The sequence below is a fragment of the Alsobacter sp. SYSU BS001988 genome (genome assembly GCF_054796215.1).
Window position 1 is genome coordinate 112,269 of record NZ_JBTAMK010000013.1, and the last position, 24,360, is coordinate 136,628.

Below are 24,360 nucleotides of genomic sequence, written 5' to 3' on the forward strand. Positions count from 1 at the left end.
CACGTCTCCTGCGGCTCTTCTGGGGAGCCCATGCAGGTCGGGCGCCACTGTCCCGCTTGAGGCGGCCCTGCACGGATTTTGGACCGGGTCGCGGCGGCCCCGCAACGGCTAACCTGCGGTTTCGCCCAGCTTTTCCGCCTCGCCCCGGCTGTTACGGGATGAGGATCGTGGCCCCGGTCGTCTCGCGCCCTTCGAGCGCCCGGTGGGCGTCTGCCGCATCTTTGAGCGCGAATGTCTGGCTGACCGGGATCTTCACGGCCCCGGAGGCGATCACCGAGAACAGGTCCTCGCACATGGCTAGCAGGTCCGTCCGCTCCGCCGCATAGGTGAAGAGCGTCGGACGGGTCGCGAACAGCGAGCCCTTCTGGGCCAATATGCCGATGTTGAAGGCGTCGATGGGCCCGGAGGCGCTGCCGAAGCTGACGAACATGCCCAGGGGCCGCAGGCAGTCCAGGGAGCCCGGGAAGGTCGCCTTGCCGATGCCGTCATAGACGACGTGGCACTTCTTGCCGCCGGTGATCTCGGCCACCCGGGCGACAAAATCCTCCTCGCGGTAGAGAATCGCGTGATGGCAGCCGTTCGCCTTGGCGAGTTCGGCCTTGTCGGCGCTCCCCACCGTTCCGATCACGGTGGCGCCGAGATGCGCCCCCCATTGCGACGCGATGAGGCCGACGCCGCCGGCCGCTGCATGGATCAGGATCGTGTCGCCGGGCTGCACCCTGTAGGTGCGGCGCAGGAGATACTGGGCCGTGAGGCCCTTCAGCATCATGGCCGCGCCGGTCTCGTACGAGATGGCGTCAGGCATCTTCACCAGCACCTTGGCGGGCACGTTCCGCTCCTCGGCGTAGCCGCCGAGGCGCGCCACATAGGCGACGCGGTCGCCCGGCCGGAACTCGGTCACGCCGTCGCCCACGGCCGTCACGTCGCCGGAGGCTTCGCTGCCCGGGATGAACGGGGTCTGCGCCGGATAGGCTCCGGTCCGGTCGTACACGTCGATGTAGTTCAGTCCGATCGCCCGGTGGCGCACCCGCACCTCGCCCGGACCCGGCGCCGGCAGATCGACGTCCTCATAGACCATCGCCTCCGGACCACCCACCTTGTGAACCCTGACCGCCTTGACCATGCATCGTCCCTTCGCGTTTTCAGGCGCATCTTAAGGAGATGACCGGACTCGGCAACCGCCTTCGACTCTGCCATGATTTCACATCGTCCATACGTATTTTTAGACGGCGCGGACCCGCGCGGCTGACCTGGATCCTGCATCCGATGACGTCCTCCCCACGGCGCGCCCGGCCGAGTTTCGCCGAACTCTTCACTCCCAAGCTCGTCACCGTCCTGCGCGAGGGCTATGGCGCGAAGGCTTTCCGGGCCGATGCGCTGGCGGGCTTCACGGTGGCGATGGTCGCCCTGCCCCTCTCGATGGCGATCGCCAAGGCCAGCGGCGCGACGCCCGACCGGGGGCTGTACGCCGCCATCGTAGGCGGCTTCCTGGTCTCGGCCCTGGGCGGGAGCCGGTTCCAGATCGGCGGCCCCGCCGGGGCCTTCATCGTGGTGGTGGCGGCCGCCATCGAGCGGCACGGGTTCGACGGCTTCCTGCTCGCGACCATGCTGGCCGGCCTGATCCTCATCGCGATCGGGTTCCTGCGGCTCGGCGCCTACATCAAGTACATCCCCCACCCGGTGACGGTGGGCTTCACCAGCGGCATCGCGGCGATCATCTTCGCGAGCCAGGTCACGGACCTGCTGGGGCTCACGCTGCCGGGCCGCGAGCCCGCCGCGTTCCTGCCCAAGGTCCAGGCGATCGGGGCTGCGCTGCCCACCGCGAGCCCCGGCGCCCTGGCGATCACGGCGCTGTCCATCGGCCTGATCCTGCTGCTGAGGCGGGTCCGGCCGCATTGGCCCGGCTTTCTCATCGCCATCGCGGCGGCGTCGCTCGCCTCTGCGGCGCTGGCGCGCGCCGGCTTGCCGGTGGAGACGATCGGGTCGAAGTTCGGCGGCGTCCCGAGCTCCCTGCCCTCCCCGGCCCTGCCGCCGATCTCGCTCGAGAGGATCGCGGCCGTCCTGCCGGACGCGATCACCTTCGCGCTCCTGGGCGGCATCGAATCGCTGCTCTCGGCCGTGGTCGCCGACGGCATGAGCGGCCGCCGCCACCGCTCGAATTGCGAGCTGGTCGCGCAGGGCGTCGGCAACGTCGCCTCGGCTCTGTTCGGCGGCCTATGCGTCACCGGCACGATCGCCCGCACCGCCACGAATGTGCGGGCGGGCGCCAGGGGCCCGGTCGCCGGGATGTTGCACGCGGCGTTCCTGCTGCTTCTGATGCTCCTGGCCGCGCCGCTCGCGGCCTATATCCCGCTGGCCTCGCTCGCCGCGGTGCTGGCCGTCGTCAGCTGGAACATGGCCGAGAAGGCCGAGTTCGTCGCCATCCTGCGCCACTCCCGGGGCGATGGGCTGGTGCTGCTGGCGACCTTCCTGCTCACCGTGTTCCGCGACCTCACCGAGGCGATCGCGGTCGGCGTCGTGCTGGGCGCGGTGCTGTTCATGCATCGCATGGCCGAGCTCGTCAGCATCGAGACCCATACGGACCTGCTCGATGACGACCAGCCCGACAGCCTGGACCCGCGCGGCGCCTATCTGGGGCTCGCCAACGGATCGGACGTGATCGCCTACCGGATCGCGGGGCCGTTCTTCTTCGGGGCGGCGTCGGAGGTGGCGGCCGTGCTGGACCGCATCGGCGAAACCCCGAAGGCCTTCGCGCTGGACCTCGGCGGCGTGCCCTTCGCCGACTCGACGGCGGCGCGCTCGCTGCGCAGCTTCGCCGAGAAGGCCGCCCGCAAGGGCGCGCAGGTCTACGCGGTCGCGGCGCGGCCCGCCGTGCGCCGGGTTCTGGCCGAGCATGGCGCGGGCGAGCCGCTCATCGTCTATGTCGACACGCTGGACGAGGCCAAGGCGCGCAGCGCCGCGAAGGCGGCGGCCTAGACGGCGTCAGCCCTCGCTGCCCACCGGCTGCTTCTCGGCCTTGGCGGCCTGCGCCATCCGGGCCGCCTTGCGCCGGCGCGCGGCCGTGATGTTGATCATCTCCACGCAGGCCGAGAAGGCCATGGCGGCGTAGATGTAGCCGCGCGGCAGGTGGAAGCCCGTGGCCTCCGCGCAGAGCGAGGCGCCGATCAGGATCAGGAAGGCCAGGGCCAGCATCTTGGTGGTGGGATGGGCGGCGATGAAGGCCGAGACGGGACCCGAGGCCACATACATCACGATCATGGAGAGCAGCACCGCCGCCACCATGATCGACAGGTTGTCGGCCATGCCGATCGCCGTGACGATGGAGTCGATGGAGAACACCAGGTCGACCAGCGCGATCTGCATGATCGCGGCCATGAAGGCCCGGGGCGCCGCTCCCTTCTGAGCCTCGTCGTGATCGCCCTCCAGCCCGGCGTGGATCTCATGCGTCGCCTTGGCGACCAGAAAGCCGCCGCCGCCGAGCAGGATCAGGTCGCGCCAGGAGAGGCCGAGCTCGAAGACCGTCAACACGGGCTTCGTCAGCCCGATGATCCAGGTGAGCAGCGACAGGAGCAGGATGCGGAACACCAGCGCCAGGAGCAGCCCGATCGCCCTCGCCCGCTTGGCCTGCTCCTCGGGAAGCCGGGCCACCAGCACCGAGATGAACACGACGTTGTCGATGCCCAGCACGATCTCCATGGCGGTGAGCGTGAGCAGGGCGGCCCAGCCGGCGGGGTCCGTCAGCCAGTCCAGCATTCCGTCGCGTCCTTTCAGGCGAGTTCAGGCGCCTCGCGGCAGGGCATGCCCTGCGGCGGGCGGGTTCAATGGGGCGAGATGGGGCCGGCCGGCCGTTTGCGCAACAGGCCCAGCCCCGCAAAATAGAGGGCGCAGATCAAAAGGACCGCATGGGTGATGCGGTCCGGGCTCAGTTTCTCGGCCACGGCCACGAATCCGGCGACCGCCCAGACGGCCGACATCAGCAAGGTGAGCGGCTTCAGCTGCCGCACCCGGAACGGGTGGACGAACACGATGGGCAGCGCCTGCCCCACGGCCGCGACCAGGATCACCGCCGACGCGATCCAGGCCGGCGGGGCGTAGACGACGAGATAGAACGCGACGACGTTCCACACGGCGGGGAAGCCTGCGAACCAGTTGTCCGGCGTCTTCATGCGCAGGTCGGCGAAATAGAGCGCCGCCGACACGATGATCACCACCGCCCACAGGATGGCGATCTCGCGCGACCAGATCTGGCAGAACACCAGGATGGCGGCCGGGACGAACACATAGGTGGTGAAGTCGATCACCAGGTCGAGGACGTCGCCGGAGATGTTGGGCAGGCGGTCGCGCACATGCAGGGCGCGCGCGATGGTGCCGTCGATCCCGTCCACGATCAAAGCGAGGCCGAGCCAGCCGAAGGCTGCGGCATGCTGGCCGTCCACGGTCGCCAACAGCGCCAGGAAGGCGAGCGCGCCGCCCGAGGCGGTGAAGAAATGGACGCAATAGGCGGGCAGCCGTTCTGCGAAGCTTCGTTTCCCCCGATTTTCCACGGTCGCTTCTTGTTCCACGCTTCGCACACCGATCCCAGGCAGGGCCGGCCCGAATGGGCGGCCCGTGGTCATGGTTCCTCGGCAAGCGGCCTGACGACGAACGGGAACCGTGGGCGATAAAACATCACCGCACGAGTTCTGGCCAGTGGGGGACCCGGTTGCACACGGTTGAATCGGCGCAAGCCGCCGGCGTGGCCCGTCGCTTCAACGCCCGGACAGGGCGCGAAGGACCGCCTCCGGCCCCACCGCCGAGACCGCGACGGCCAGGCCGGCGGCGATCAGCCCCGCCCCGACGGCGCGCGGGACGGCGCGGCCGGGCGTCATCTTCTCGACGGTGGCGAGCGAGGCCAGCGCCGCCATCCAGAGCAGGTTCATGGACCCGGCGAGCAGCATCAGCCCCATCGTGGCGGCGCAGCAGCCGAGGCAGGCCCGGCCCTGCTCGACGCCCAGGCGAAGGCCGGAGAGGAGCGACGCTCCGGCCCCGCGCTCCAGTTCGCGGTCCGGACGCCGGCACACGGCGAGGCAGCGGTCCTTCCAGTCGCTGAACTGGTAGAGGCCCGCCGCCCCGATGGCGAAGCCGGCCAGCACGCCGGCGGCGTCAGGCGGCAGGGCCAGCCGGGACGCCAGGCCGGCGAGGACGGTCTGCGCGAGCGCGGCCAGGATCGCGACCGCGATCCAGACGGCCAGATAGCCGGCGAGGACGGCGAGGGGCGACGCGCTGCGCTGTCCGTCGCGGCTGCGGCGCTCGACGATCCCCGCATAGGCGAGAGCCATGGGCGCGGCGGTCGGCAGCATCATGGCGACGGTCATGACCGACCAGAGCGCCGCGGAGGCGCCGAACCCGGCCAGGACCGGGCCGCCGGCGCCGCCGTCCAGCGCCGTGGGGCGGCAGATCGCGCTCAGGAGGGCGTCGGCGCCGGCTCCCGCCCGGAAGGCTTCGGCCAGCAGCGCGCCCCAGGCGGCGAGCGTCAGCACGGCCACTGCCGCCGCAGTCGTCGCGGCGGGCCGGGAGGCGGCCCCGCCGGCGAGAGGCTCGGGGCGGGCCGGCGCGGACTGGAGGAGCGGCGCTGGGGTCACGGGGGTAGAAAGCTCCTGGGCCGCTCGCTGGGCAATGCGGACAAACACCGATCCCGGCCCGCTGCGATGCGCCGCATGGCGCGGTCGAGCCTGCGCGCAATCTAGAGGCCGGCGTCCGGCGGCGCGTTGACCCTGATCATGGTCCCGCGCCGCAATGCGGCCTTGACCAGGGCCAGCGCGGCCTGATGAATCGCTGCGGCATGGAAAGAGCGCGGACATGAACGGACCTCCAGCAGACCAGCCCCTTGCGGGGACGTCAGCGCCCGGCGCGGGGCCGTCGGCGCCCGGCGCGGAGCCGACCGGGCGGCGCCGGGCGGAGATCGCCGTGGTCGGCGCCGGCGCGGTGGGGCTCGCCGCCGCCATCGCGCTCGCCAAGGCGGGCTGGGAGGTGGCCCTGGTCGGCCCGACGGGCGCGCGCCCCGACGGGCGCACCGTCGCCCTCATGGAAGGCTCGCTGCAGTTCCTCATGGCGATCGGCGCATGGGACGCGCTGGAGCCCCTCGCCTCGCCGCTGGCGGTCCTGACGATCGTGGACGACACGGGCGGCCTCCTGCGGGCCCCGCCCGTCAGTTTCCATGCGGGCGAGATCGGGCTCGACGCCTTCGGGCAGAACATCGTATCGGCGGCGCTCACGCAGGCGCTGGCCGAGGAGGCGTCCAGGGTCCCGGGCCTGACCCGGATCGACGACGCCGTCGCCTCGGTGCGCCTCGGCGACGACCGGGCGGAACTGGCCCTGCTCTCGGGCGCGACGATCGAGGCCGACCTCGTGGTCGGGGCGGACGGGCGCGACTCGGTCGTGCGCGCCGCGGCGGGGCTGCACGAGCGCAGCTGGAGCTACCCCCAGACCGCCCTGACGGCCATCCTGTCCCATGCGCGTCCGCACAAGGACGCGTCGACCGAGTTCCACACGCGCGAAGGGCCGTTCACCCTGGTGCCCATGGCGGGGCGCCGGTCCAGCCTGGTCTGGCTGGCCGCCCCCGAACGCGCCCGCGCGCTGGCGGGGCTGAGCGATCCGGAGTTCGCCCTCGCGGCGGAGAAGCAATGCCGCTCCATGCTCGGGCCCATGACGGTGGATGGCCCGCGCGGCGTGGTTCCGATGTCCGGCATGGCGGTGGAGGGCTTCTCCGGGCGCCGCTGCGTCATCGTCGGGGAAGCGGCGCACGTCTTCCCGCCGATCGGCGCGCAGGGGCTCAATCTGGGCCTTCGCGACGTGGCGGACCTCGCCCGGGCGGTGGGTCCGGTCGGGGGAGATCCCGGCGCGCCGGAGCGTCTGGCCGCCTTCGACCGCAAGCGGGCGCTCGACGTCCGGGCCCGGACGGCGGCCGTGGACCTCCTCAACCGGTCGCTCCTGGCCGCCTTCCTGCCTGTCGACATCGCCCGCAGCGCCGGCCTGCTGGCGCTCTCCTCCATCGGCCCGCTGCGGCGCTTCGTGATGCGCCAGGGGCTGGGGGCCTGAGCCTCGCCATGCGGCGCGGACGACTTTAGCCGCCCTCCCGGCGGAACGCCGGGGCGATCGGCAGGACGGCGGCCGGGATGCTCCGCCCGCCCGCCTCGCTCACTTGCGCGTCGAACAGTCCCCGCGCCCTGAAATGAGGGTCCGCCAGCGCCTCCTCGAGGCTCGCCACCACGGTGCAGCAGCAATCGAGCGGCCCGAGCCGCCGCGCCCACGCGGAAGCCGGCTCCGATCGAATGATGGCCGCCACGGCGGCGCGCGTGGCGTCCGGGTCGACATGGTCCCGGCGGAGCGCGGGCGGCAGCTCCAGCGCGTCGCAGAAGCTCGTCCAGAACTTCTCCTCGAGCGCCCCCACGGCGAGGAAGCGCCCGTCGGCGGTGGCGTAGACGCCGTAGCGGGGCAGCCCCCCATGGAGCATGCCCTCGTTCGGCGTGGGGAAGCGGCCCGAGGCATGGCCCTGCGCCAGGGCCAGCCAGCCGAAGGTGAACATCGCGTCCGCCATGGCGATGTCGAGCCGGCAGCCCGCGCCCGTCAGGTCGCGCTGGCGCAAGGCGAGCAGGATGTTGATCACGGCCGGCATGGAGCCGCCGGCGATGTCGGCCGCCAGCGCCGCCGGGACGGCCGGGGCCTCCGCCCCGCCGGGCGCGAGGCCGAGAAGGCCCGTCACCGCCTGGTAGTTGAGGTCGTGGCCCGCTTCGCCGGCCCGCGGCCCGTCCTGGCCGTAGCCGGTGATCGAGCAGTAGATCAGCCGCGGATTGATCCGGCTCAGCGCCTCGTAGCCGAATCCCAAGCGCTCCATGACGCCCGGCCGGAACTGCTCGACCAGGACGTCGGCGGCCTCGATCCGCGGCCTGAGGCGCTCCAGCGCGCCGGGATCCTTGAGGTCCTCGAAGATCACCCGCTTGCCGCGGTTCAGGACGGCGTAGGCGGCCGAGGCCTCGCCGAACCGGGGCGGGAACCGGCGCATGTCCTCGCCGCCGGGCCGCTCGATCTTGAGCACGTCAGCCCCGGCCTCGGCCAGCATGAGCGTCGCCATGGGCCCCGGCAGGAGCGTCGAGAAATCAAGGACCGATAGTCCGGACAGCGGCTGCATGGTCGACCCCGGCGCTCCCGCCCGCTCCGGCGCGGGCCCATCCCGGCCATGGTACTCGTCCGGCGGTCCGGCGAAACCACCCCGGGCGGCGGTTCAGGGGAAGAGATCGTACGGGATCCGGTCCTCGGCGATCAGGATCAGGAGCGTCGTGACGGTCGCGACGGAGGCCAGGGTGCCGAGCAGGATCGCGGTCGAGGCGCGCTCGACATAGGTCTTGTACTGGTTGGCGATGACGAAGACGTTCAGGGCGGGCGGCAGCGACGCCATCAGGACGGCGGTGAACATCCACTCTCGGCTGAAATTCCCGATCCAGGACAGGATCACCCAGGCCAGCAGGGGGTGCAGCAGCAGCTTGATGCAGAGAAGCGCCGGCGTCTCCGCCGGGATGCGCCGCACGGGCCTGAGCGCCACCGTCACCCCCATGGTGAACAGCGCGCAGGGCGCGGCGGCGTTCTTCAGGAAGGTCAGCATGGTGTCGAGCGCCACCGGCGGCTCGAAATGCGCGTAGGCCGCCGCGACCGCGACGGCGGTGGCGATGTTGAACGGGTGGGTGACGACGCGCTTGACCACATACCAGGCGGTCTGGCCCCAATTCATCTCGCCCTTGCCGCCCAGCGCCATCAGGAACGGCACGAGGGTGAAGAGCAGGATCGTGTCGAACACGAAGATCAGGGCGGTCGGGACGATCGCCGCCTGCCCCAGCGCCGCGATGGTGAGGCCCGGGCCCATATAGCCGACATTGGCGTAGCCGCCGGCCACTCCCTGCACGGCCGATTCCCGGACATCGCCGCGCGTCGCCAGCATGCCGACCGCGAAGGCGGCCGAGAAGGCGAGCCCCGTCGCCAGGGAGGTTCCGGCCACGAAGGACCAGTTGGCCAACTGGTCCAGCGGCGCCGCCGCGATCAGTTTGAAGAAGAGGCCGGGCAGCGCGACATAGACGATGAAGAAATTCATCCATTGCAGGCCGGCCTCGGGATACTTCAGCAGCTTGCCGCAGAAGAAGCCGAGGAAGATCAGGCCGAAGAACGGCGATGCGAGGGATGCGACGCTCGACACGGGGTCCCGGGACTGCGCGGATGCGGTGAAGAGGCCTTAGGGGAGCCATGCCCCGACCGTCAACGAAAAGCGGCGCGCCGCCACGCAACCCTGACCCGACCGCCGCGGCGGAGGCGGCCCGCAGAACGCTTCCGATCCCCGGCGATGCGTGGTAGCCGGACGTCCTCGGGATGGGGCGGGACAGTGGCTGCGGACGACCGAAGCGAACACGAGGCGCGCACGCGCGACCGCGGCGGCATGCTGGGGCCGTTCGGAATCCTGACCCGTCTCGAATATGCCGGCTTCCTGATCGTCGCCGCGCTCTTCCGGGCGCTGCCCATCGACGTCGCTTCCGGGTTCTCCGGCTGGATCTGGCGCAGCGTCGCGCCGCATCTGCGCCGCCACGCCCGCGCCGACCGCAATCTCGCCGCCTCGATGCCGGAGCTGAGCCCGCAGCAGCGCGCCAGGATCCTCGACGAGATGTGGGACATGCTGGGGCGCACCTTCGCGGAGGCGTTCCACCTCGCCGAGATCATGGACGACCCGACGCGCCTGCGCATCGACGTCGGCGACGACGTGAAAGCCCTCCTGAAGGGCGGCCAGGGCTGCGTGGTCGCGTTTCCCCACATGGGCAACTGGGAGGTGGCCAGCATCGCGGCCAGGCTCCAGGGCGCCGAGATCGCCGGCGTCTACCAGCGGCTCAAGAATCCCCTCGTGGACCGCGCCGTGACGCGGATGCGCGAACCCTTCTATCCGCGCGGCCTGTTCAGCAAGAGCCGCGACGCCGTCATCCAGCTCAAGCGCGTGTTGCGCACCGGCGGCGCGGTCGCGCTTCTCGCCGATCTGCGCGACATGCGGGGAATCTCCGTGCCCTTTTTCGGCCGGCCGGCGCCGTCCACCCCCTTCCCGGGCCTGCTGGTGCGCTCGCATGGCGCGCCCCTCATCCTCGGCCGGGTGGTGCGCCTCGAAGGGGCGCGTTTCCGCGTCGAGGCGGAGGTCGTCCCGACCCCCTCCACGGCGGACCGCGCCGCGGACGTAGAGGCCGTCACGGCTCTGATCCACGCCCGATTCGAGAGCTGGATCCGGGAGAATCCCGGCCAGTGGATGTGGGGACACCGGCGCTGGGGCTGAGCCGCCGCCTCTGCGCCGAATGGCGGGTGGCGGGGGCTCGACGGAGCTTGTAGTGCACTGCACGATGAGCCCTGAACGGAGGACGCCCATGAAGCTCCCGCGCAACTTCCACCGCCCCCTCGCCATCGGGGCGCCCGAGCCCTATCGCGAGCTTCCCGTCCGGCTGGAGCGCATGATTCACTTCGTGCCTCCGCACATCGAGAAGGTCCGGGCCAAGGTTCCCGAGCTCCTGAAGGAGGTGGACGTCGTCCTCGGCAATCTGGAGGACGCGATTCCGCTGGACGCCAAGGAGGCGGCCCGCGAGGGCTTCATCGCGCTCGCCAAGGCGAATGATTTCGGCCGCACCGGCCTGTGGACGCGCATCAACGCGCTGAACAGCCCCTGGGTGCTGGACGATCTGACCCGGATCGTCGCGGAGGTCGGGGACAAGCTCGACGTCGTCATGGCCCCCAAGATCGAGGGTCCCTGGGACATCCACTATCTCGACCAGCTGCTGGCCCAGCTGGAGGCCAAGCACCGGGTCGCCAAGCCCATCCTGATCCACGCCATCCTGGAGACGGCCGAGGGCGTGAAGAACGTCGACGACATCGCGTCGGCCTCCCCGCGCATGCACGGCATGAGCCTCGGCCCCGCCGACCTGGCGGCCTCGCGCGCCATGAAGACCACCCGGGTCGGCGGCGGCCACCCCGACTACAAGGTGCTGTCGGATCCGGCGGAGGGCGCGCCGCGCGCCGTCGCCCAGCAGGATCTCTGGCACTACACCATCGCCAAGATGGTCGACGCCTGCGCGGCGAACGGCCTGAAGGCCTTCTACGGGCCCTTCGGCGACTTCTCCGACTCCGCCGCCTGCGAGGCGCAGTTCCGCAACGCCTTCCTGCTCGGCTGCGCCGGCGCCTGGACGTTGCATCCCTCGCAGATCGGCATCGCGAAGGCGGTGTTCAGCCCCGACGTCGCAGAGGTGCTGTTCGCCCGGCGCATCCTGGAGGCGATGCCCGACGGCAGCGGAGCGGTGATGATCGACGGGAAGATGCAGGACGACGCCACCTGGAAACAGGCCAAGGTGATCGTCGACCTCGCCCGCACGGTCGCGGCCGGGGACAGGGACCTCGCGGCGGCCTACGGATTATGACCATCTTGCCTTTGGAAGCGCCTCGCCGTTTTCATTGACATACGTTGCGCCACAGGCGTATCGAGTCACGCAAATGAAGCAGAAACTCGCAAAATACGGGCTCGGACAGGTGGTCAAGCATCGGCTTTACCCCTTCCGCGGCGTCGTGTTCGACGTCGACCCCACATTCTCCAATTCCGAGGAGTGGTACGAGTCCATTCCGGAGGACGTGAGGCCGTCCAAGGACCAGCCCTTCTACCATCTCTTCGCCGAGAACGCGGAGACCGAGTACGTCGCCTATGTCTCGGAGCAGAACCTGCTGCCCGACACCTCCGGCGATCCGATCCGCCATCCGCAGGTGGACGAGGTGTTCGTGCGCGACGAGACCGGCGCCTACCGGACCCGCGGCGGCGCGGTGAACTGATCCGGCGCTACGCCCGCTCCCGCCTGGGCGCGGCCCGGTCAGGCCGGTCCTGCCGCTCGGTCTGAGGCCGATAACTTGGCGCGGCGTCCCTCGGCCTGGGCGCGTCGGGCCCGAAACGGGGCCTTGTCCACAGGCCCGTGCGGTCGGCCGCCGGTGCGCTGATCTTCACGAAGGCCGCCGTCGCGGCGGCGCCCGCCGCCAGCGCGAGCTTCTCGCCGCGCGACGTCGAGGCCCGCACGTCCCATGCGGCGGCGCCGTTGCGGCGCACCTTGCGGCCGATCGCCCGGTAGACCGCGCGCGCCGTCGCGATGGCGACGGCCGAGCGCATCGGCAGCCTCGCGATCCCCGCCAGGGCGCTGGCGTAATAGCCCTCGGCCTCATCGAGCAGCCGGGCCGTCACCCGCGCCACCTGCGGCCGGAAGGCCGGATCGGCGATGCGCGACGGGCGAAGGCCCGCCTCGTCCAGCCATTCGGAGGGCAGATACACCCTCCCCTGCCCGGCGTCCTCGACCACGTCGCGGGCGATGTTGGAGAGCTGGAAGGCGATCCCGAGGTCGCAGGCCCGGTCGAGCGTCGGCTCGTCCCGCACGCCCATGACGGTCGCCATCATGACGCCGACCGCCCCCGCCACCCGGTAGGCGTAGAGCAGCGTGTCGTCCATATGCTCGTAGCGCCGGCCCTCGACGTCCATGGCGAAGCCGTCGATCAGGTCGAGCGGGTAGCGGGACGGGATCTCGTGCCTGCGCGCCGCCTGCTGCAGCGCCCGGAACGGCGCCGCCTGTACGTCGGCCCCGGCCAACGCCTTGCGGGTCTGGCTGCGGATCGCCTCCAGCCGCTCCGCCGGGGCGCGAGCCGCCCGCGCGGCGCTCGGAAAGCCGAGGTTCTGGCCGTCGATCTCGTCGTCGCAGTAGCGGCACCAGGCGTAGAGCAGCGAGGCGCTCTCGCGGATGTCCGGCGCGAGCAGCCGGGCGGCGCCCGCGAAGCTCTTCGATCCCGCCTCGATGACCTCGCGGCTGCTGGCCGCGAGCCCGGCCTGGCTGAGGGGAGCGTCCATCAGGCCGCCTCCACGCCCGGCCCCGGCCGCGCCTTGGGCGCCGGGACGGAAGCGGCGGGCGCCGCATGGCCGGCGTCGGCCAGCATCAGCCCGGCGGTCGCCTTGGCGGAGCCCACGACGCCCGGGATCCCGGCCCCCGGATGGGTGCCCGCGCCGACGAAATAGAGGCCGCCCAGGCGGTCGTCCCGGTTGTGCGGCCGGAACCAGGCGCTCTGCGTCAGCGTCGGCTCGAGCGCGAAGGCCGTGCCCAGATGGGCGTTCAGCTCGGACTTGAAGTCGTCGGGGGTGAAGATCCGGCAGGTGACCAGGTCGCGCCTGAGATGGGGGATGCAGCGCTCCTCGAGCGCGTCGAGGATCCGGTCCCGGTAGCGCGGGCCCTCGGCCGCCCAGTCGATGGGGGCGGCGCCGAGATGGGGAACGGGCGACAGGACATAGAAGGCGCTGCAGCCCGGCGGCGCCAGCGACGGGTCGGTGACGCAGGGAGCGTGGAGGTAGAGCGAGAAGTCCTCCGCCAGCTCCGGCCCGCGGAACACCTCCCGGATGAGCTCGCGATAGCGCGGCCCGAACAGGACGGTGTGGTGCGCGAGATGGCTGCGCTCGCCCCGCAGCCCGAAATAGATGACGAAGAGCGAGTTGGAGAACCGCTTGCGCGCCAGCCTGGCGCCTTCGCGGCGCCCGCGGTCCTCATGCGCCAGCAGGGTCCCATAGGTGTGGACCACGTCGGCGTTGCTGGCGACCATGTCCGCCGACAGGACCTCGCCGGCCTGCGTCCTGACGCCAACGGCGCGGCCGTCCCGGGTCTCGATCCGGGCCGCCGGACAGTTGAGCCTCAGCGTGCCGCCGAGGTCCTCGAACAGGCGCACCAGGCCGGCGATCAGCGCGCCGGTCCCGCCTTTGGGGAAAAAGACGCCCCACTGGCGCTCGAGCGCGTGGATCAGCGTGTAAATCGCCGAGGTCGAGAACGGGTCTCCGCCGACCAGCAGCGAGTGGAAGCTGAAAGCCTGGCGCAGCCGCTCGTCGCGGATGAAGCGGGAGACGAGCGCATAGACGCTGCGGTAGCTCTCCAGCCTGACGAGCTGCGGGGCCACCCGCATCATGTCCCTGAAATTCAGGAACGGCACATGGCCGAGCTCGACATAGCCCGCCTGGAACACCTGCTGCGAGTAGGCCAGGAAGCGCCTGTACCCGGCGACGTCCTCCGGCGACATGGCGGCGATCTGCCGGTCGAGCGAGGCCTGGTCGTTGACGTAGTCGAAGGACGAGCCGTCCTCCCAGGCGAGGCGGTAGAACGGCTCGACGGGCAGGAGCTCGACATAGTCGGCCATGCGCCGGCCGGAGGCGGCGAACAGCTCCTCCAGGCAGCCCGGGTCCGTGATGACGGTCGGGCCGGCGTCGAAGGTGAAGCCTTCGTCCTCATACACATAGGCCCGCCCGCCGGGCCTGTCCCGCTTCTCCAGCAGGGTGACGTCGAAGCCGCCCGCCTGCAGGCGGATCGCGAGCGCCAGCCCGCCGAAGCCGCTGCCGATCACCAGCGCCGTCTTGCGCGTCATGCGTTGATCCTTTCGGCGCGCAGCACCGGAGCTTCCCGGAGCACGCGCAGGGCCATCCCGATCGGGACCGGCGGCTTGCCGCTGAGCGTCCTGACCTTATCGAGGAAGGTCGAGCGCCCGGCGTAGAAGCGGTCGATGAGCGGCTCGGGCAGCCCGTAGAACCGCTTGAGGACGCGCCAGCGCCTGTCGGGCGACGCGGCGAGGAACAGCAGGCGGGCTAGCAGCCGCAGGAAGCGCTGCTCCCTCCAGCGCCGCCGGGCATGCGCCTCCACGGCCCGGCTGACCGCGCCGCCGTCGTGCCGCGGCAGCGCCGCGATCAGCTCGGCGAGGCGCACCGCGTCGGGCAGCGAGTAGCCCGTCACGGGATGGCAGAACGCCCCGGCGAGGCCGGTCCGGGCGACGCCCGGAGGGCCGGCCGCCAGGAACTTGTCGATGTCGCCGGCCATCAGCAGCGGCAGGACGCCGGTCTCCTCGCGCAGCACCCGGGCGATGCGCCAGCCCTGCGCGGCGGCGTAGTCGCGGATCCTGGCCCGGATGGGCTCGCGATCGAGGCGGTCGGCGTCGCTGTAGTAGGTGTCCTCGATCAGCAGGCGGTCCGCCGCCAGGGGCAGCACATAGACGAAGCGGTAGCCGTCCTCCTGGGCCACGGTGGCGTCCATGATCAGCGGCGCGGTCCGCCCGTGGGGCGTCTCGGTTTGCACCTCCAGCCCGACGAATTTCTGGAAGCCGAGCCTGAGATGCGGGGAGGACGCCGCGCCTCGGCCGTCCAGGACCGCGCCCGCCTCGATCGAGCGGCCGTCCTCCAGCGCGAGGCCGGTCGCCGCCAGCCTCGCCACGCCCACGCCCGTCCGGATGGAGGGGCCGAGCGCGCGCTCGATCTCGGCGCGGAAGGAGTCGGCCGTGATCGTGCAGTAGCCGGCCGAGAGGAAGCGGGTGCGGCCCGGGAAGCGCACCTCCTGCCCGGACCAGCGATGCGCGATGAAGGGCTCCAGCCAGCCCATCGCCTCCGGCGAGACGTCGCCGCCATGGAACGACCAGGTGTGCTGGCCGCCGATCTCCAGGTCCCGCTCCAGCAGGAGAAGGCTCAGCTCGGGGCGCAGCTGCGCCAGGCGGTAGGCGATCAGCCCGTTGGCCAGCCCGGCCCCGGCGAAGGCGACGTCAACCCTCATGGCGCACCCAGGACGGTTCCTGCGCCAGCGGCGCGCGCCTGAGCTCGGCCAGCGTCCGCGATCCCGTGCAGAAGCAGGCGATCCGCAGCTCGGCCATCACGGCCTCGAAGTGCTCCACGACCGCGTCGGCCGACTCCACCGCCGCCTCGAGCACGCCCGCCGCCTGCCCGGCGAGATCGGCCCCCAGCCGCAGCGCCCGCGCCACGTCGAGGCCGTCGCGGACGCCGCCCGAGCCGATCACCAGGGCGTGCGGGCACGCCGCCCGGACATCGGAGATCGCCACCGCGGTGGGGATGCCCCAGCCGGCGAAGGCGGCGGCGATGCGGGCCGCGCGGCCCTGCGCCCGCTCGCTCTCCACCGCCGCCCAGCTGGTGCCGCCCGCGCCGGACACGTCGACGCCCGCCACGCCGATCTCGACGAGCCGCCGCGCCACCCGGCCCGAGATTCCGTTGCCGACCTCCTTGACCACCACCGGGACCGGGACGCCGCGCACGACCTCAGCCAAGCGATCCAGAAGCCCCGCCCAGTTGCGGTCGCCGCCCGGCTGGACCGCCTCCTGCAGCACGTTGAGGTGCACGATCAGCGCGTCGGCGGCGATCATGTCGACGACGCGGCGGGCCTCCTCGACCCCCCAGCCTTCGTTGAGCTGGGCGGCGCCGAAATTCGCCAGCAGCAGCGCGCCGGGCGCGATCGACCGCAGGTCGGCGCCGAGCCCGATCCCCACGCCCGCCTCCAGCGCCACGCGCTGCGAGCCCACCGCGAAAGCGACGCCGAGGCGCTGGGCCGCCTCCGCCAGATGGGCGTTGATCGCGCCGGCCCGCCGCGGCCCGCCGGTCATGGAGCTGATCAGCAGCGGCGCCGCGAGCCTCTTGCCGAAGACGTGGACCGACAGGTCGACGTCCTGGATGTCCATCTCCGGCAGCGCGCAATGCTCGAACACGACCTCGTCGAGGCGCGACGACACGCGGGCCCGCCCGGCGCCGGACAGCACGATGTCGAGATGCTCGTTCTTGCGCCGCTCGATGTCGCTCATCGGCAGCACGGCGGCGGGCTTGGGCCGGCCGGGCGACGGGCGGGTCACGACGCCTCCTCCCCGCCGGACCGGCTCCGGGCGCGAAGCTGGCGCACCAGCCGGTCGAGGGGCGCGGCGTAGAGGAAGCCGAACGAGACCGCGCCGTCGCGGCCCCGCACGGCGTGATGCAGCCGGTGGGCCTGGACGAGATGCTTCAGGTAGCCGCGGCGCGGCACCCAGCGGAACGGCCAGCGGCGATGGACCAGCCCGTCATGGACGATGAAATAGAGCAGCCCGTACAGCGCCACGCCGACGCCGATCCACCACAGCACCGGCCGGTCGGCGCCCAGGATGAACAGCGGCGCGGAGAGGAGCGCGAAGCAGACCGCGTAGAGGTCGTTGCGCTCCAGCAGGTCGTCATGCGGCTCGTGATGCGAGCGATGCCAGCCCCAGCCGATCCCGTGCATCACATAGCGATGCACCAGCGTGGCGACGCCCTCCATGGCGAGGACGGCGCCGATCACCAGGGCGGCCTTTGCGGCGAGGGAGAGCATGGGGTCCCTCCCAGTCAGAGCGCCAGCTTCCGCTCGAACGCGTCGAGCAGGCCGTCGAGCGGCGCGATGTCGAAGCTGCAGGACGACAGGACGTCCCGCGCCTCGACCAATTGGCCGGCGACGCGCCGCCGCGCCTCGTCGACGCCCGCGAGCGAGACGACGGTCGGCTTGCCGCCGTCCTGCCGGACGTCCTTTCCGGCCTCCTCGGGCGTGCTCCTGGCGTCGACGATGTCGTCGGCGGTCTGGAACGCCAGTCCGAAGGTCTCGCCGAAACGCGCGAGCTTCTCCAGGTCGTCGTCGCACAGGCCCGCCACGAGGCCGCCGAACTCGACGGCGGCGACGAAGAGCACGCCGGTCTTCAGCCGGTTGAGGGCCTCGACCCGGGCGACGTCGGAATAGATCGCGCGGTCATGCAGGTCGCAGTCCTGCCCGGCCACCAGGCCGGCCGAGCCGACGACGCCGGACAGGCGCGCCACGAGCCTCGTCCGGGTGCGATCGTCGACGCCGTCGATGGTGGACAACAGGCCGAAGGCCCGGTTCAGCATCGCGATGGCGCTCAGGATGGCGGTGCTCTCGTCGAAATGCAGATGGGCGCAGGCCTGCCCTCGACGGAGCGCGGCGTCATCCATGGCGGGCAGGTCGTCGAGGACGAGAGAGGCCGTGTGCACGAGCTCGATGGCGCAGCCCGCGTCGAGGGCCGCCGAATCCGTCCGCCCGGCGCCATGGGCGGTGAGGACGCACAGCATCGGCCGGATGCGCTTGCCGGGCGCCAGCAGGCTGTAGCGGATGGCGCTGTGCACCCGTTGCGGGCGGACATGCGCCGAGGGGACCAGAAGGGCCAGCCGCCGCTGGATGATGCTCCTCAGATAGTCCAGGCTGAACGGCGCCTCGTCCAGGGGCCTGGTCTGCTGGCGCGGGGTCCTGGCTTCGAGACCCCGGCGGAGCTTGGGACGCGCATGCGCCTCGCTCTCGACGGCAGACGTCTGATCCGTCATGTCGGCGGCTCCCACCCTGAACATCGTCGCGCACGCCACGCGATCCTCGTCAATTCAGAATAGCGTTGTCGCCTGCTGCGCCAATGAAACGAGATGAACAAAACTCAACATGCGCCAATATGGCGCGCCGTTACTGCTCAGAACAAGCTTCTGTTGCTGCTATGCTTGCGCTTCCACTTGGCCGATCCGCCGCATGGTCGTCCAGCTTTCGCGCTCCATCTTGAGGCCAGGGAGACATGATGAGTGAGAGACATGACGGCTGAGAGCCAGGACTTGACCGCCCAGGTGGATCGGGACCAACCGGCCCGCCGGGAGGCCTACGGACGGCAGACCCTCGTCGGGCTCGCGCTGGCGGCGCTGGTCATCGCGGCCTGGGCCGCATGCCATGTCTATGGCGTGTTCTTCCACCGCTGGTCGCCGGCCGGCGTGGCGGCGGCTCCGGTCCTGATCGCGCTTCAGTGCTGGCTCAATGTGGGCCTCTTCATCGTCGCGCATGACTGCATGCACGGCTCGCTGGCGCCGTTCCGTCCGGGCCTGAACCGCGCGATCGGCCGCCTCTGCCTCGCCCTCTACGCCGGGTTCTCCTATGACCGGCTGATCGGCAAGCACTTCGCCCATCACCGCCATGCGGGCACGCCGCTCGACCCGGACTTCGACGAGAACCATCCGTCCGCCTTCTGGCCGTGGTTCCTGTGCTTCTTCCGCGAGTATTTCGGCTGGCGCGAGATGGCGACGCTGGCAGCGCTGCTGGCCGTCTATCTCGTGGCGCTCGGCGCCTCGCCGGTGAACGCGCTGCTGCTCTGGGGCGTCCCTGCGATCCTGTCGGCCATCCAGCTCTTCGCCTTCGGCACCTATCTGCCGCACCGGCGCGACGAGATCCCCTTCGGCGACCGGCACAACGCGAGGAGCAACGATTTTCCGGTCTGGCTGTCGCTGCTGACGTGCTTCCATTTCGGCTATCACCACGAGCATCACGACGTTCCGAGCGCGCCCTGGTGGAAGTTGCCGGAGATCCGGGCCAGCCGCGCGAGCGGTCAGGACGCGGCCGCGGCGGCGCCCTCGACGATGTCGCAGGCGAGCTCGACCCCTCCGGCCTGAGCGATCTCCGCCGCGACGGACCGGGCCCGCTCGCGGGGGCCCTGGTCGCCGAGCAGACGTTCGATGGCGTCGCGGACGGGAAAGCGGCCCCAGCGCCGCCGGACGACGATCCCGGCCCCGATCCTCTCCAGCCGGGCGCCCGTCCCCGGCTGCTCGAAGCCGAGCGGCGTCACGGCGAGCGGCACGCCGAAGGACAGGGCGTCGAGCGCCGTGTTGAAGCCGGCGTGGCACACCGCCAACGCGGCCCGGCTCAGGATCGCGCGCTGCGGCGCGTAGGCCATGGCGGTTGGGCGGCCCGGCAGGCCCGCGACCTGCTCGTCGGAGAGCCGCCCGCCATGCGCGATGACGAGCCGCAGGTCCAGCGCGTCGCAGGCGGCGGCGACCTCCCGGAAGAGGCCGACCCGCGAGCCCTGAAGCGTGCCCAGCGAGCAATAGACCAGCGGCCGGCCGTCGGCGTCGGGCCCGAGGGGCGGGCCGTCTTCGACGCCCGAGCGGAACGGGCCGGCATAGGCGAAGCCCGGCGGAAGCGCGCGGCGGGGGAAATCGAGGCCGCGGACGCATTGGGCGACCTGGGCGGTCGGCGAGAGGCAGTCCTCCACGCTGCGCAGCCGTCCGAGCCGCCAGGCGTCTGCCCAGCCCGCGATGACGTCGTGAAGGGGCTTCATCAGCCAGGCGCTGACGCGCCGTCCGCCCCTGTTCCTCCTGCGGCCGGCGTCCGTCGGATCATAGGGCCAGCCCACATAGGGCGGCGGGACGTCCGGCTCCTCGTTGATCGGCAGCGCGTTGGCGACGGAGACGAGCGGCAGCCCCAGGCGCCGCGCCAGGAGCCCGCCGGCGGGCTCCAGTTGGTCGCAGACCAGGGCGGCGGGGGCCAGCTCGCGCAGGGCGTCCGGCGCGTGGCGGCACAGGCCGTCGGTCGACTCCGCCATGTCCCGGACGGTCGCCCGGATCCCCCAGGGGCCGCCGGGCCGGGCCATGCGGCGCTCGACGGCGGCGAGATCGGGCCCCTGGCCGGCGCCGCCCACCGCGACCGCGTCCAGCCCCATGCCGCGGATCCGGGCGGCGGCGTCCGGGCTCGCCAGGAACACCGCCCGGCTCCCCCGGGCGGCCAGGCTCCTGGCGAGCGCCGCATTGGGATTCAGGTGTCCGAGAAAGGGCGGAGCGACGAAGGCGAAGGTCGGCACGGGCGTTCCCGGCTGCAGGGCGCGAGCGGCTGAACTAGGGCGCAGGGCGGCCTCGGGCGAGCCGTCGCGGCCTTGGGCCTCGGGTGCATCCTCCACGCGGCTGACGCGTTGTCGGCCCGTCAGCAACAGGGAGACAGGCCGTGACGAATACGCAAGGGATCCGCGAGCACATGGAAGTCGTCGGGGCCGACGGCGTCCATGTCGGGACGGTGGACGGGGTCGAGGGCGACCGCATCAAGCTCACCCGCAAGGACAGCGGCGAAGGCGCCCACAAGGGGCATCACCACTATGTGTCCACGGCGCTCGTGGCCGAGATCGAGGGCGACCGCATCCGCCTCTCGGCCAATGGCGACGTCGCCGTGAGCTTCGAGGAAGAAGAAGGCGGCGCTCCGGCCGCCTGACCCGGCTCGCCGGATCAGGCCCCGCCAGGTCCGGCGCATCGGCCCCGTTACGTATACTGAAAATCAATGAACGGCGAAAATACTCTCTATGGTTGTGGAGAGAGTGCAATGCGTGACCTGATCCAGCGTTTCATCGGCGACGAGCGCGGGGCGACCGCCATCGAATACGCCCTGATCGCCGCGATCGCGGCGACCGGGATCGTGGTGGCGCTCCAGCAGATCAAGGGCAACCTGAACGCCACGTTCAACCGCGTGAGCAGCAACCTGGCCACGGCCAACTAGCGTCCGCCGCGATTGGCCCGCGAGGCCATGACGGCGGCCAGGCTGCGGCGATGGACGGCCTCATAGGGCGCGAAGGGCCTGACATGGCCGGCCGCGACGTCCTCGGCGATCCAGTCGTCCAAAGGTCGGTCGTCCAGGGGCCGGCCGTCAGCCTGCGCCGAACCCGCGGCCTCCAGCAGGCGGCGGACATAGCGCCGGTTCGCCTCGATCAGCCCGGGCCCGAAGCCGCCTGACGCGATCACGCCCTCGTCGCCGTGGTCGGGCAGGATCGCCTCCGGCGCCCAGCTCGCCATCAGGTCGAGGCCGACCAGATGCGCGGCGAGCCGGTCCGGCTCGGCCACATAGGTGATCGGGTCCTCCAGCGTGTCGCCGGCGAGCAGGACTCGGGCCTCGGGCAGCCACACGACAGTTCCGTCCGCGCTGTGCGAATCGACCTGCCGCAGCTCGACCTCGAGGCCGCCGACGCGCAGCGCCAGGCGGTCCGCGAAGGAGCGGGTCGGCAGGACCAGCGGCCGGATGGCGGGCGGCCCGGAGGCCTGGCCCGCCTCGATGGCCGCCCTGCGCTCGCCCAGGATGGCGCAGGTCAGCCCGTTGGCGATGATCTCGCAATCGGCGAAGACGGCGTTGCCGGCCACATGGTCGACATGCCAGTGGCTGAGCGCGACCGTGACGGCGCGGACGCCGCGCCGGACCAGCTCCGCCCTCACGGCCCGGGCGTGGTCCAGGGAGATGTGCGTGTCGAACACGAGGGCCTCGCCGGCGTCGACCACGGCGTAGCTCGCGACCCCCAGCCCGTAGGCGCCGTCGTCCAGCCAGTTCGGCTCCGGCCCGAAGAGCCGCCGGCCGGCGGCGCGGCCGTCATAGAAGGCCAGGATGTTCGGCCGAGGCTCGAGCACGCGCAGCCCGGCCGCCAGATCGATCGTCATTCGTCGCCCCCGTCATCGCCGGCGCCCCCATCCAGGAACAACGGGGACGACCCCGGCGTTCGCTCCAGGTGCGCGGCCGGATCCGCTCCAGCCCGCGAAGGCAGGAAAGGCATAGCATGAGCATCGACGATATCACGGTGGGCAGCGCGCATGTGGACCTCGGCGGCGCCTTCCAGGAGCTCGCCCAGGACGAGATTCGCAAAACCGCCCGCAAATATCTCGGCGACCTCACGAGCGCGTCCGTGCACGTCGCCCGGGAGGGGCGCCAGTTCCGCTGCTCGGTCAACATGCAGCTGCGCGGCAACGCGGTCATGAGCGGGGAAGCCGAGGGGCCCGAGGTCCCCATCGCCTTCCGGGCGGCCCTGGCGAAAGTCGAAAAGCAGCTTCGCCGCACCAAGCGCGAGCTGCGCGAGGACAAGCAGACTCGCCCGACCCGCATCACCACCGCCTGACCGCCGCGCCGGGGGGTGCGCGGCCGCACAGCCCAGGGCCGCCCCGCGGAGCCAAACCTGCGCTGGCGCCATCCCCCCGGATGCGCGAACCAGCGGAGGGAACCATGACGTTTCGTCAGTTCATCATCGAACGCGACATCCCGGCGGTCGGCTCGCTCGGCCGCGAGCAGCTCCAGGCGGCGGCGGCCAAGTCCAACGACGTGCTGCGCCAGCTCGCCCCGCGCATCCAGTGGGTGGAGAGCTTCGTCACCCCCGACAAGCTCTTCTGCGTCTATCTGGCCGACGATCCCGAGACGATCCGGGACCATGCCGAGAGGAGCGGGTTTCCGGCCACCCGGATCACCGAGGTGCGCAAGCGGATCGACCCCATGACGGCGTCGGACGCCTGACCGGGAACGCAGGCCCGGCGGGCCCGTCCCCGCCGCGCTTGCGCCGGAGCGGCGCAGGCCCTAACTCCGGCGCCGGGCCCGCATCACAGGCGATCGACATGACGAGCAACGACCCCGGCGACCTCGGCGCGCGCGTGGACACGCTGGAGGTCGCCCTGGCCTATCAGGACGACCTGATCGAGCAGCTGAACGCGACCGTGACCGAACAGGCCCGCATGATCGACATGCTGAAGCGGCGCATGGACGAGCTGAAGGAGCGCGTGCTGGACCTGCAGGCCGCCGGCGCCCCGCGGGACGAACCCCCTCCCCCGCATTACTGAGCCCGTCGCGGCGGCCGCGGCCAGGGCGCGGCTCTGCGCTCAGGCGCCCCCGGCGCGGAACGGGAGGCGCCGGCTGACGTTGCGATGCGAAGGCCCGATCGCCGGGACCGCATGCGACGTCACAAGGAAAGCCGCCGATGAGGACCACCCTCTTTCTCGCCGCCGCCCTCCTCCTCCCCTGCGCAGCGACGGCGTTCGCCCAGGGCCAGATGGGCGGCTCCTCCACGGGCCAACCCGCGACCGGCTGGTCGGGCGGCACGGCGCCGGGCTCGTCGCCCGCGCAGTCCGGCGGGCATCTCAACATGGGCGCCGGACAGGGCCAGGGGAGCGCGGGCGCGCAGGACCAGCCCAAGCCCGGCGCGAGCGGGTCGGCGGGCGACGTCCCGGCGGCCGCCCAGGGCGGCGCCGGCGGATCGACCAGCCTCCATGGGCAGGTGAACTCGGAATCGGGCGCGCAACCCAAATAGGCCCGCGCGCGGAGCCTGAGCCCGCGATTGACGGCCGTCAGGTCCCGCCTCCGGCAGAGGCGGTACATTCCTAGCGCTTCGGCTTCGTCCGGCCAGGGAGAGCAGGAATGAACAGAACCGTCCTGATGCTTGTCGCCGGCCTCGCCCTCGGGGCCGCGCTGACGGGCGAAGCCGCCGCCCAGCAGGCCGGGCGCGCCGGCGGGCACCGGCACGGCGCCTTCCAGGGAGGCCCCTGGCGCGGCGGCGGCTTCCCCGGCGCGGACTCCGGCGCCGTGCTGCGCCCGCAAGAGGCCGCCCAGCTGGCCGCCGCCGCCATGCGGGCGAACTGCCTACAGGGCTTCATGACCTGCCTCATCCCACGCTGACCGCCCGCAAGGTCCGCAGCCGCCCCCCTCGCCCCGGAACGGGGAGAGGGCTGGGGTGAGGGGCGGTGGGGCTTGGCTGGATTTCGGCCCCTCATCCGACCTCGCTGCGCTCGGCCACCTTCTCCCCGTGCCGGGGAGAAGGGGACGCGCGTTCAGCTCCGCGGCCTTTCGGGGCGGAGGTGGAGGGCGGCGCGGAGCGGCGTCGCTGGGGGCCCCACGGCGAGTGGGGTGTGGAAAAGAGAAGCCGGGAGGCCGCCAGGCCCCGCCGCTCCGCGCG

The 24,360-nt window shown here is 71.8% G+C and carries 27 protein-coding genes; 13 read left to right on the forward strand and 14 right to left on the reverse strand.

Annotated features, from left to right (window positions below):
- Positions 1 to 151: 151 nt before the first annotated feature.
- On the reverse strand, positions 152 to 1,123 hold the full coding sequence (locus tag ACYVO7_RS19875; RefSeq protein WP_460451547.1) for a quinone oxidoreductase family protein: 972 nt from the start codon (positions 1,121 to 1,123) through the stop codon (positions 152 to 154).
- A gap of 143 nt (positions 1,124 to 1,266) precedes the next feature.
- On the opposite strand from ACYVO7_RS19875, the gene ACYVO7_RS19880 reads away from it, so the two are divergent.
- A complete protein-coding gene (locus tag ACYVO7_RS19880; RefSeq protein ID WP_460451548.1) occupies positions 1,267 to 2,976 on the forward strand; it encodes a SulP family inorganic anion transporter in 1,710 nt (569 codons plus the stop codon).
- A 6-nt stretch (positions 2,977 to 2,982) separates the two neighbouring features.
- Here the strand turns inward: ACYVO7_RS19880 and ACYVO7_RS19885 are convergent, their stop codons facing one another.
- From ACYVO7_RS19885 to ACYVO7_RS19895, 3 genes are all read right to left on the reverse strand, one after another.
- Entirely contained in the window at positions 2,983 to 3,753 is a 771-nt protein-coding gene (locus ACYVO7_RS19885; RefSeq protein ID WP_460451549.1) for a TerC family protein, read from the reverse strand.
- A gap of 65 nt (positions 3,754 to 3,818) precedes the next feature.
- Positions 3,819 to 4,544 (reverse strand): CDP-alcohol phosphatidyltransferase family protein, encoded by a 726-nt coding sequence (locus ACYVO7_RS19890; RefSeq protein ID WP_460451550.1) that lies wholly within the window; start codon positions 4,542 to 4,544, stop codon positions 3,819 to 3,821.
- A 204-nt stretch (positions 4,545 to 4,748) separates the two neighbouring features.
- Positions 4,749 to 5,621, reverse strand: coding sequence for a DUF2182 domain-containing protein (locus ACYVO7_RS19895; protein ID WP_460451551.1), 873 nt, complete (start codon positions 5,619 to 5,621; stop codon positions 4,749 to 4,751).
- A gap of 217 nt (positions 5,622 to 5,838) precedes the next feature.
- On the opposite strand from ACYVO7_RS19895, the gene ACYVO7_RS19900 reads away from it, so the two are divergent.
- Complete coding sequence (locus ACYVO7_RS19900; protein WP_460451552.1) at positions 5,839 to 7,077, forward strand: UbiH/UbiF family hydroxylase; 1,239 nt, start codon at positions 5,839 to 5,841, stop codon at positions 7,075 to 7,077.
- Positions 7,078 to 7,102: 25 nt separating this feature from the next.
- On the opposite strand, the gene ACYVO7_RS19905 is transcribed toward ACYVO7_RS19900, so the two are convergent.
- Both ACYVO7_RS19905 and ACYVO7_RS19910 read right to left on the reverse strand, forming a co-directional pair.
- Positions 7,103 to 8,167: a CaiB/BaiF CoA transferase family protein gene (locus ACYVO7_RS19905; RefSeq protein ID WP_460451553.1), complete on the reverse strand. Its 1,065-nt coding sequence runs from the start codon at positions 8,165 to 8,167 to the stop codon at positions 7,103 to 7,105.
- Between the two features lie 93 nt (positions 8,168 to 8,260).
- A complete protein-coding gene (locus tag ACYVO7_RS19910; RefSeq protein WP_460451554.1) occupies positions 8,261 to 9,223 on the reverse strand; it encodes an AEC family transporter in 963 nt (320 codons plus the stop codon).
- 183 nt (positions 9,224 to 9,406) lie between these two features.
- Here ACYVO7_RS19910 and ACYVO7_RS19915 point away from each other — a divergent pair, with 183 nt between their 5' ends.
- From ACYVO7_RS19915 to hspQ, 3 genes are all read left to right on the forward strand, one after another.
- On the forward strand, positions 9,407 to 10,333 hold the full coding sequence (locus tag ACYVO7_RS19915; protein WP_460451555.1) for a lysophospholipid acyltransferase family protein: 927 nt from the start codon (positions 9,407 to 9,409) through the stop codon (positions 10,331 to 10,333).
- A gap of 88 nt (positions 10,334 to 10,421) precedes the next feature.
- Entirely contained in the window at positions 10,422 to 11,462 is a 1,041-nt protein-coding gene (locus ACYVO7_RS19920) for an HpcH/HpaI aldolase/citrate lyase family protein (RefSeq protein WP_460451556.1), read from the forward strand.
- A 73-nt stretch (positions 11,463 to 11,535) separates the two neighbouring features.
- Positions 11,536 to 11,865: a heat shock protein HspQ gene (gene hspQ, locus ACYVO7_RS19925; RefSeq protein WP_406857855.1), complete on the forward strand. Its 330-nt coding sequence runs from the start codon at positions 11,536 to 11,538 to the stop codon at positions 11,863 to 11,865.
- Positions 11,866 to 11,872: 7 nt separating this feature from the next.
- Here hspQ and ACYVO7_RS19930 read toward each other — a convergent pair whose 3' ends face one another.
- The 6 genes from ACYVO7_RS19930 to ACYVO7_RS19955 are packed head-to-tail and all read right to left on the reverse strand — an operon-like array spanning position 11,873 to position 18,199.
- Positions 11,873 to 12,919 carry a phytoene/squalene synthase family protein gene (locus tag ACYVO7_RS19930; protein ID WP_460451557.1) on the reverse strand — a complete coding sequence of 349 codons (1,047 nt, stop codon included), beginning with the start codon at positions 12,917 to 12,919 and terminating at the stop codon, positions 11,873 to 11,875.
- A complete protein-coding gene (locus ACYVO7_RS19935; protein WP_460451558.1) occupies positions 12,919 to 14,469 on the reverse strand; it encodes a phytoene desaturase in 1,551 nt (516 codons plus the stop codon). The genes ACYVO7_RS19930 and ACYVO7_RS19935 overlap by 1 nt, the downstream gene beginning before the upstream one ends.
- Complete coding sequence (gene crtY, locus ACYVO7_RS19940) at positions 14,466 to 15,638, reverse strand: lycopene beta-cyclase CrtY (protein WP_460451559.1); 1,173 nt, start codon at positions 15,636 to 15,638, stop codon at positions 14,466 to 14,468. Before crtY ends, ACYVO7_RS19935 begins: the two co-directional genes overlap by 4 nt.
- Complete coding sequence (gene fni / locus ACYVO7_RS19945; RefSeq protein WP_460451574.1) at positions 15,628 to 16,671, reverse strand: type 2 isopentenyl-diphosphate Delta-isomerase; 1,044 nt, start codon at positions 16,669 to 16,671, stop codon at positions 15,628 to 15,630. Before fni ends, crtY begins: the two co-directional genes overlap by 11 nt.
- Positions 16,672 to 16,715: 44 nt before the next feature.
- Positions 16,716 to 17,204 (reverse strand): sterol desaturase family protein, encoded by a 489-nt coding sequence (locus ACYVO7_RS19950; RefSeq protein WP_460451560.1) that lies wholly within the window; start codon positions 17,202 to 17,204, stop codon positions 16,716 to 16,718.
- 14 nt (positions 17,205 to 17,218) lie between these two features.
- On the reverse strand, positions 17,219 to 18,199 hold the full coding sequence (locus tag ACYVO7_RS19955) for a polyprenyl synthetase family protein (RefSeq protein ID WP_460451561.1): 981 nt from the start codon (positions 18,197 to 18,199) through the stop codon (positions 17,219 to 17,221).
- A gap of 252 nt (positions 18,200 to 18,451) precedes the next feature.
- Between ACYVO7_RS19955 and ACYVO7_RS19960 the strand changes: the two genes are divergently transcribed.
- Positions 18,452 to 19,297 (forward strand): fatty acid desaturase, encoded by an 846-nt coding sequence (locus ACYVO7_RS19960; RefSeq protein WP_460451562.1) that lies wholly within the window; start codon positions 18,452 to 18,454, stop codon positions 19,295 to 19,297.
- Here the strand turns inward: ACYVO7_RS19960 and ACYVO7_RS19965 are convergent.
- Positions 19,234 to 20,481 carry a nucleotide disphospho-sugar-binding domain-containing protein gene (locus ACYVO7_RS19965; protein WP_460451563.1) on the reverse strand — a complete coding sequence of 416 codons (1,248 nt, stop codon included), beginning with the start codon at positions 20,479 to 20,481 and terminating at the stop codon, positions 19,234 to 19,236. The genes ACYVO7_RS19960 and ACYVO7_RS19965 overlap by 64 nt on opposite strands.
- A gap of 140 nt (positions 20,482 to 20,621) precedes the next feature.
- Between ACYVO7_RS19965 and ACYVO7_RS19970 the strand changes: the two genes are divergently transcribed.
- Positions 20,622 to 20,882, forward strand: coding sequence for a DUF2171 domain-containing protein (locus tag ACYVO7_RS19970; protein ID WP_460451564.1), 261 nt, complete (start codon positions 20,622 to 20,624; stop codon positions 20,880 to 20,882).
- Positions 20,883 to 20,990: 108 nt separating this feature from the next.
- Complete coding sequence (locus tag ACYVO7_RS19975) at positions 20,991 to 21,164, forward strand: Flp family type IVb pilin (protein WP_460451565.1); 174 nt, start codon at positions 20,991 to 20,993, stop codon at positions 21,162 to 21,164.
- Here ACYVO7_RS19975 and ACYVO7_RS19980 read toward each other — a convergent pair.
- Positions 21,161 to 22,090 carry an MBL fold metallo-hydrolase gene (locus ACYVO7_RS19980; protein WP_460451566.1) on the reverse strand — a complete coding sequence of 310 codons (930 nt, stop codon included), beginning with the start codon at positions 22,088 to 22,090 and terminating at the stop codon, positions 21,161 to 21,163. The genes ACYVO7_RS19975 and ACYVO7_RS19980 overlap by 4 nt on opposite strands.
- Before the next feature lie 116 nt (positions 22,091 to 22,206).
- Between ACYVO7_RS19980 and ACYVO7_RS19985 the strand changes: the two genes are divergently transcribed.
- The 5 genes from ACYVO7_RS19985 (at position 22,207) to ACYVO7_RS20005 (ending at position 24,083) form a co-directional block, all read left to right on the forward strand.
- Positions 22,207 to 22,542, forward strand: a complete 336-nt coding sequence (locus ACYVO7_RS19985; RefSeq protein ID WP_460451567.1) for an HPF/RaiA family ribosome-associated protein — start codon at positions 22,207 to 22,209, stop codon at positions 22,540 to 22,542.
- 104 nt (positions 22,543 to 22,646) lie between these two features.
- Complete coding sequence (locus ACYVO7_RS19990; RefSeq protein WP_460451568.1) at positions 22,647 to 22,931, forward strand: DUF4242 domain-containing protein; 285 nt, start codon at positions 22,647 to 22,649, stop codon at positions 22,929 to 22,931.
- A 98-nt stretch (positions 22,932 to 23,029) separates the two neighbouring features.
- Positions 23,030 to 23,251 (forward strand): SlyX family protein, encoded by a 222-nt coding sequence (locus ACYVO7_RS19995; protein WP_460451569.1) that lies wholly within the window; start codon positions 23,030 to 23,032, stop codon positions 23,249 to 23,251.
- 137 nt (positions 23,252 to 23,388) lie between these two features.
- Positions 23,389 to 23,718, forward strand: a complete 330-nt coding sequence (locus ACYVO7_RS20000) for a hypothetical protein (RefSeq protein WP_460451570.1) — start codon at positions 23,389 to 23,391, stop codon at positions 23,716 to 23,718.
- A 107-nt stretch (positions 23,719 to 23,825) separates the two neighbouring features.
- On the forward strand, positions 23,826 to 24,083 hold the full coding sequence (locus ACYVO7_RS20005; RefSeq protein WP_460451571.1) for a hypothetical protein: 258 nt from the start codon (positions 23,826 to 23,828) through the stop codon (positions 24,081 to 24,083).
- Positions 24,084 to 24,360 lie beyond the last annotated feature (277 nt).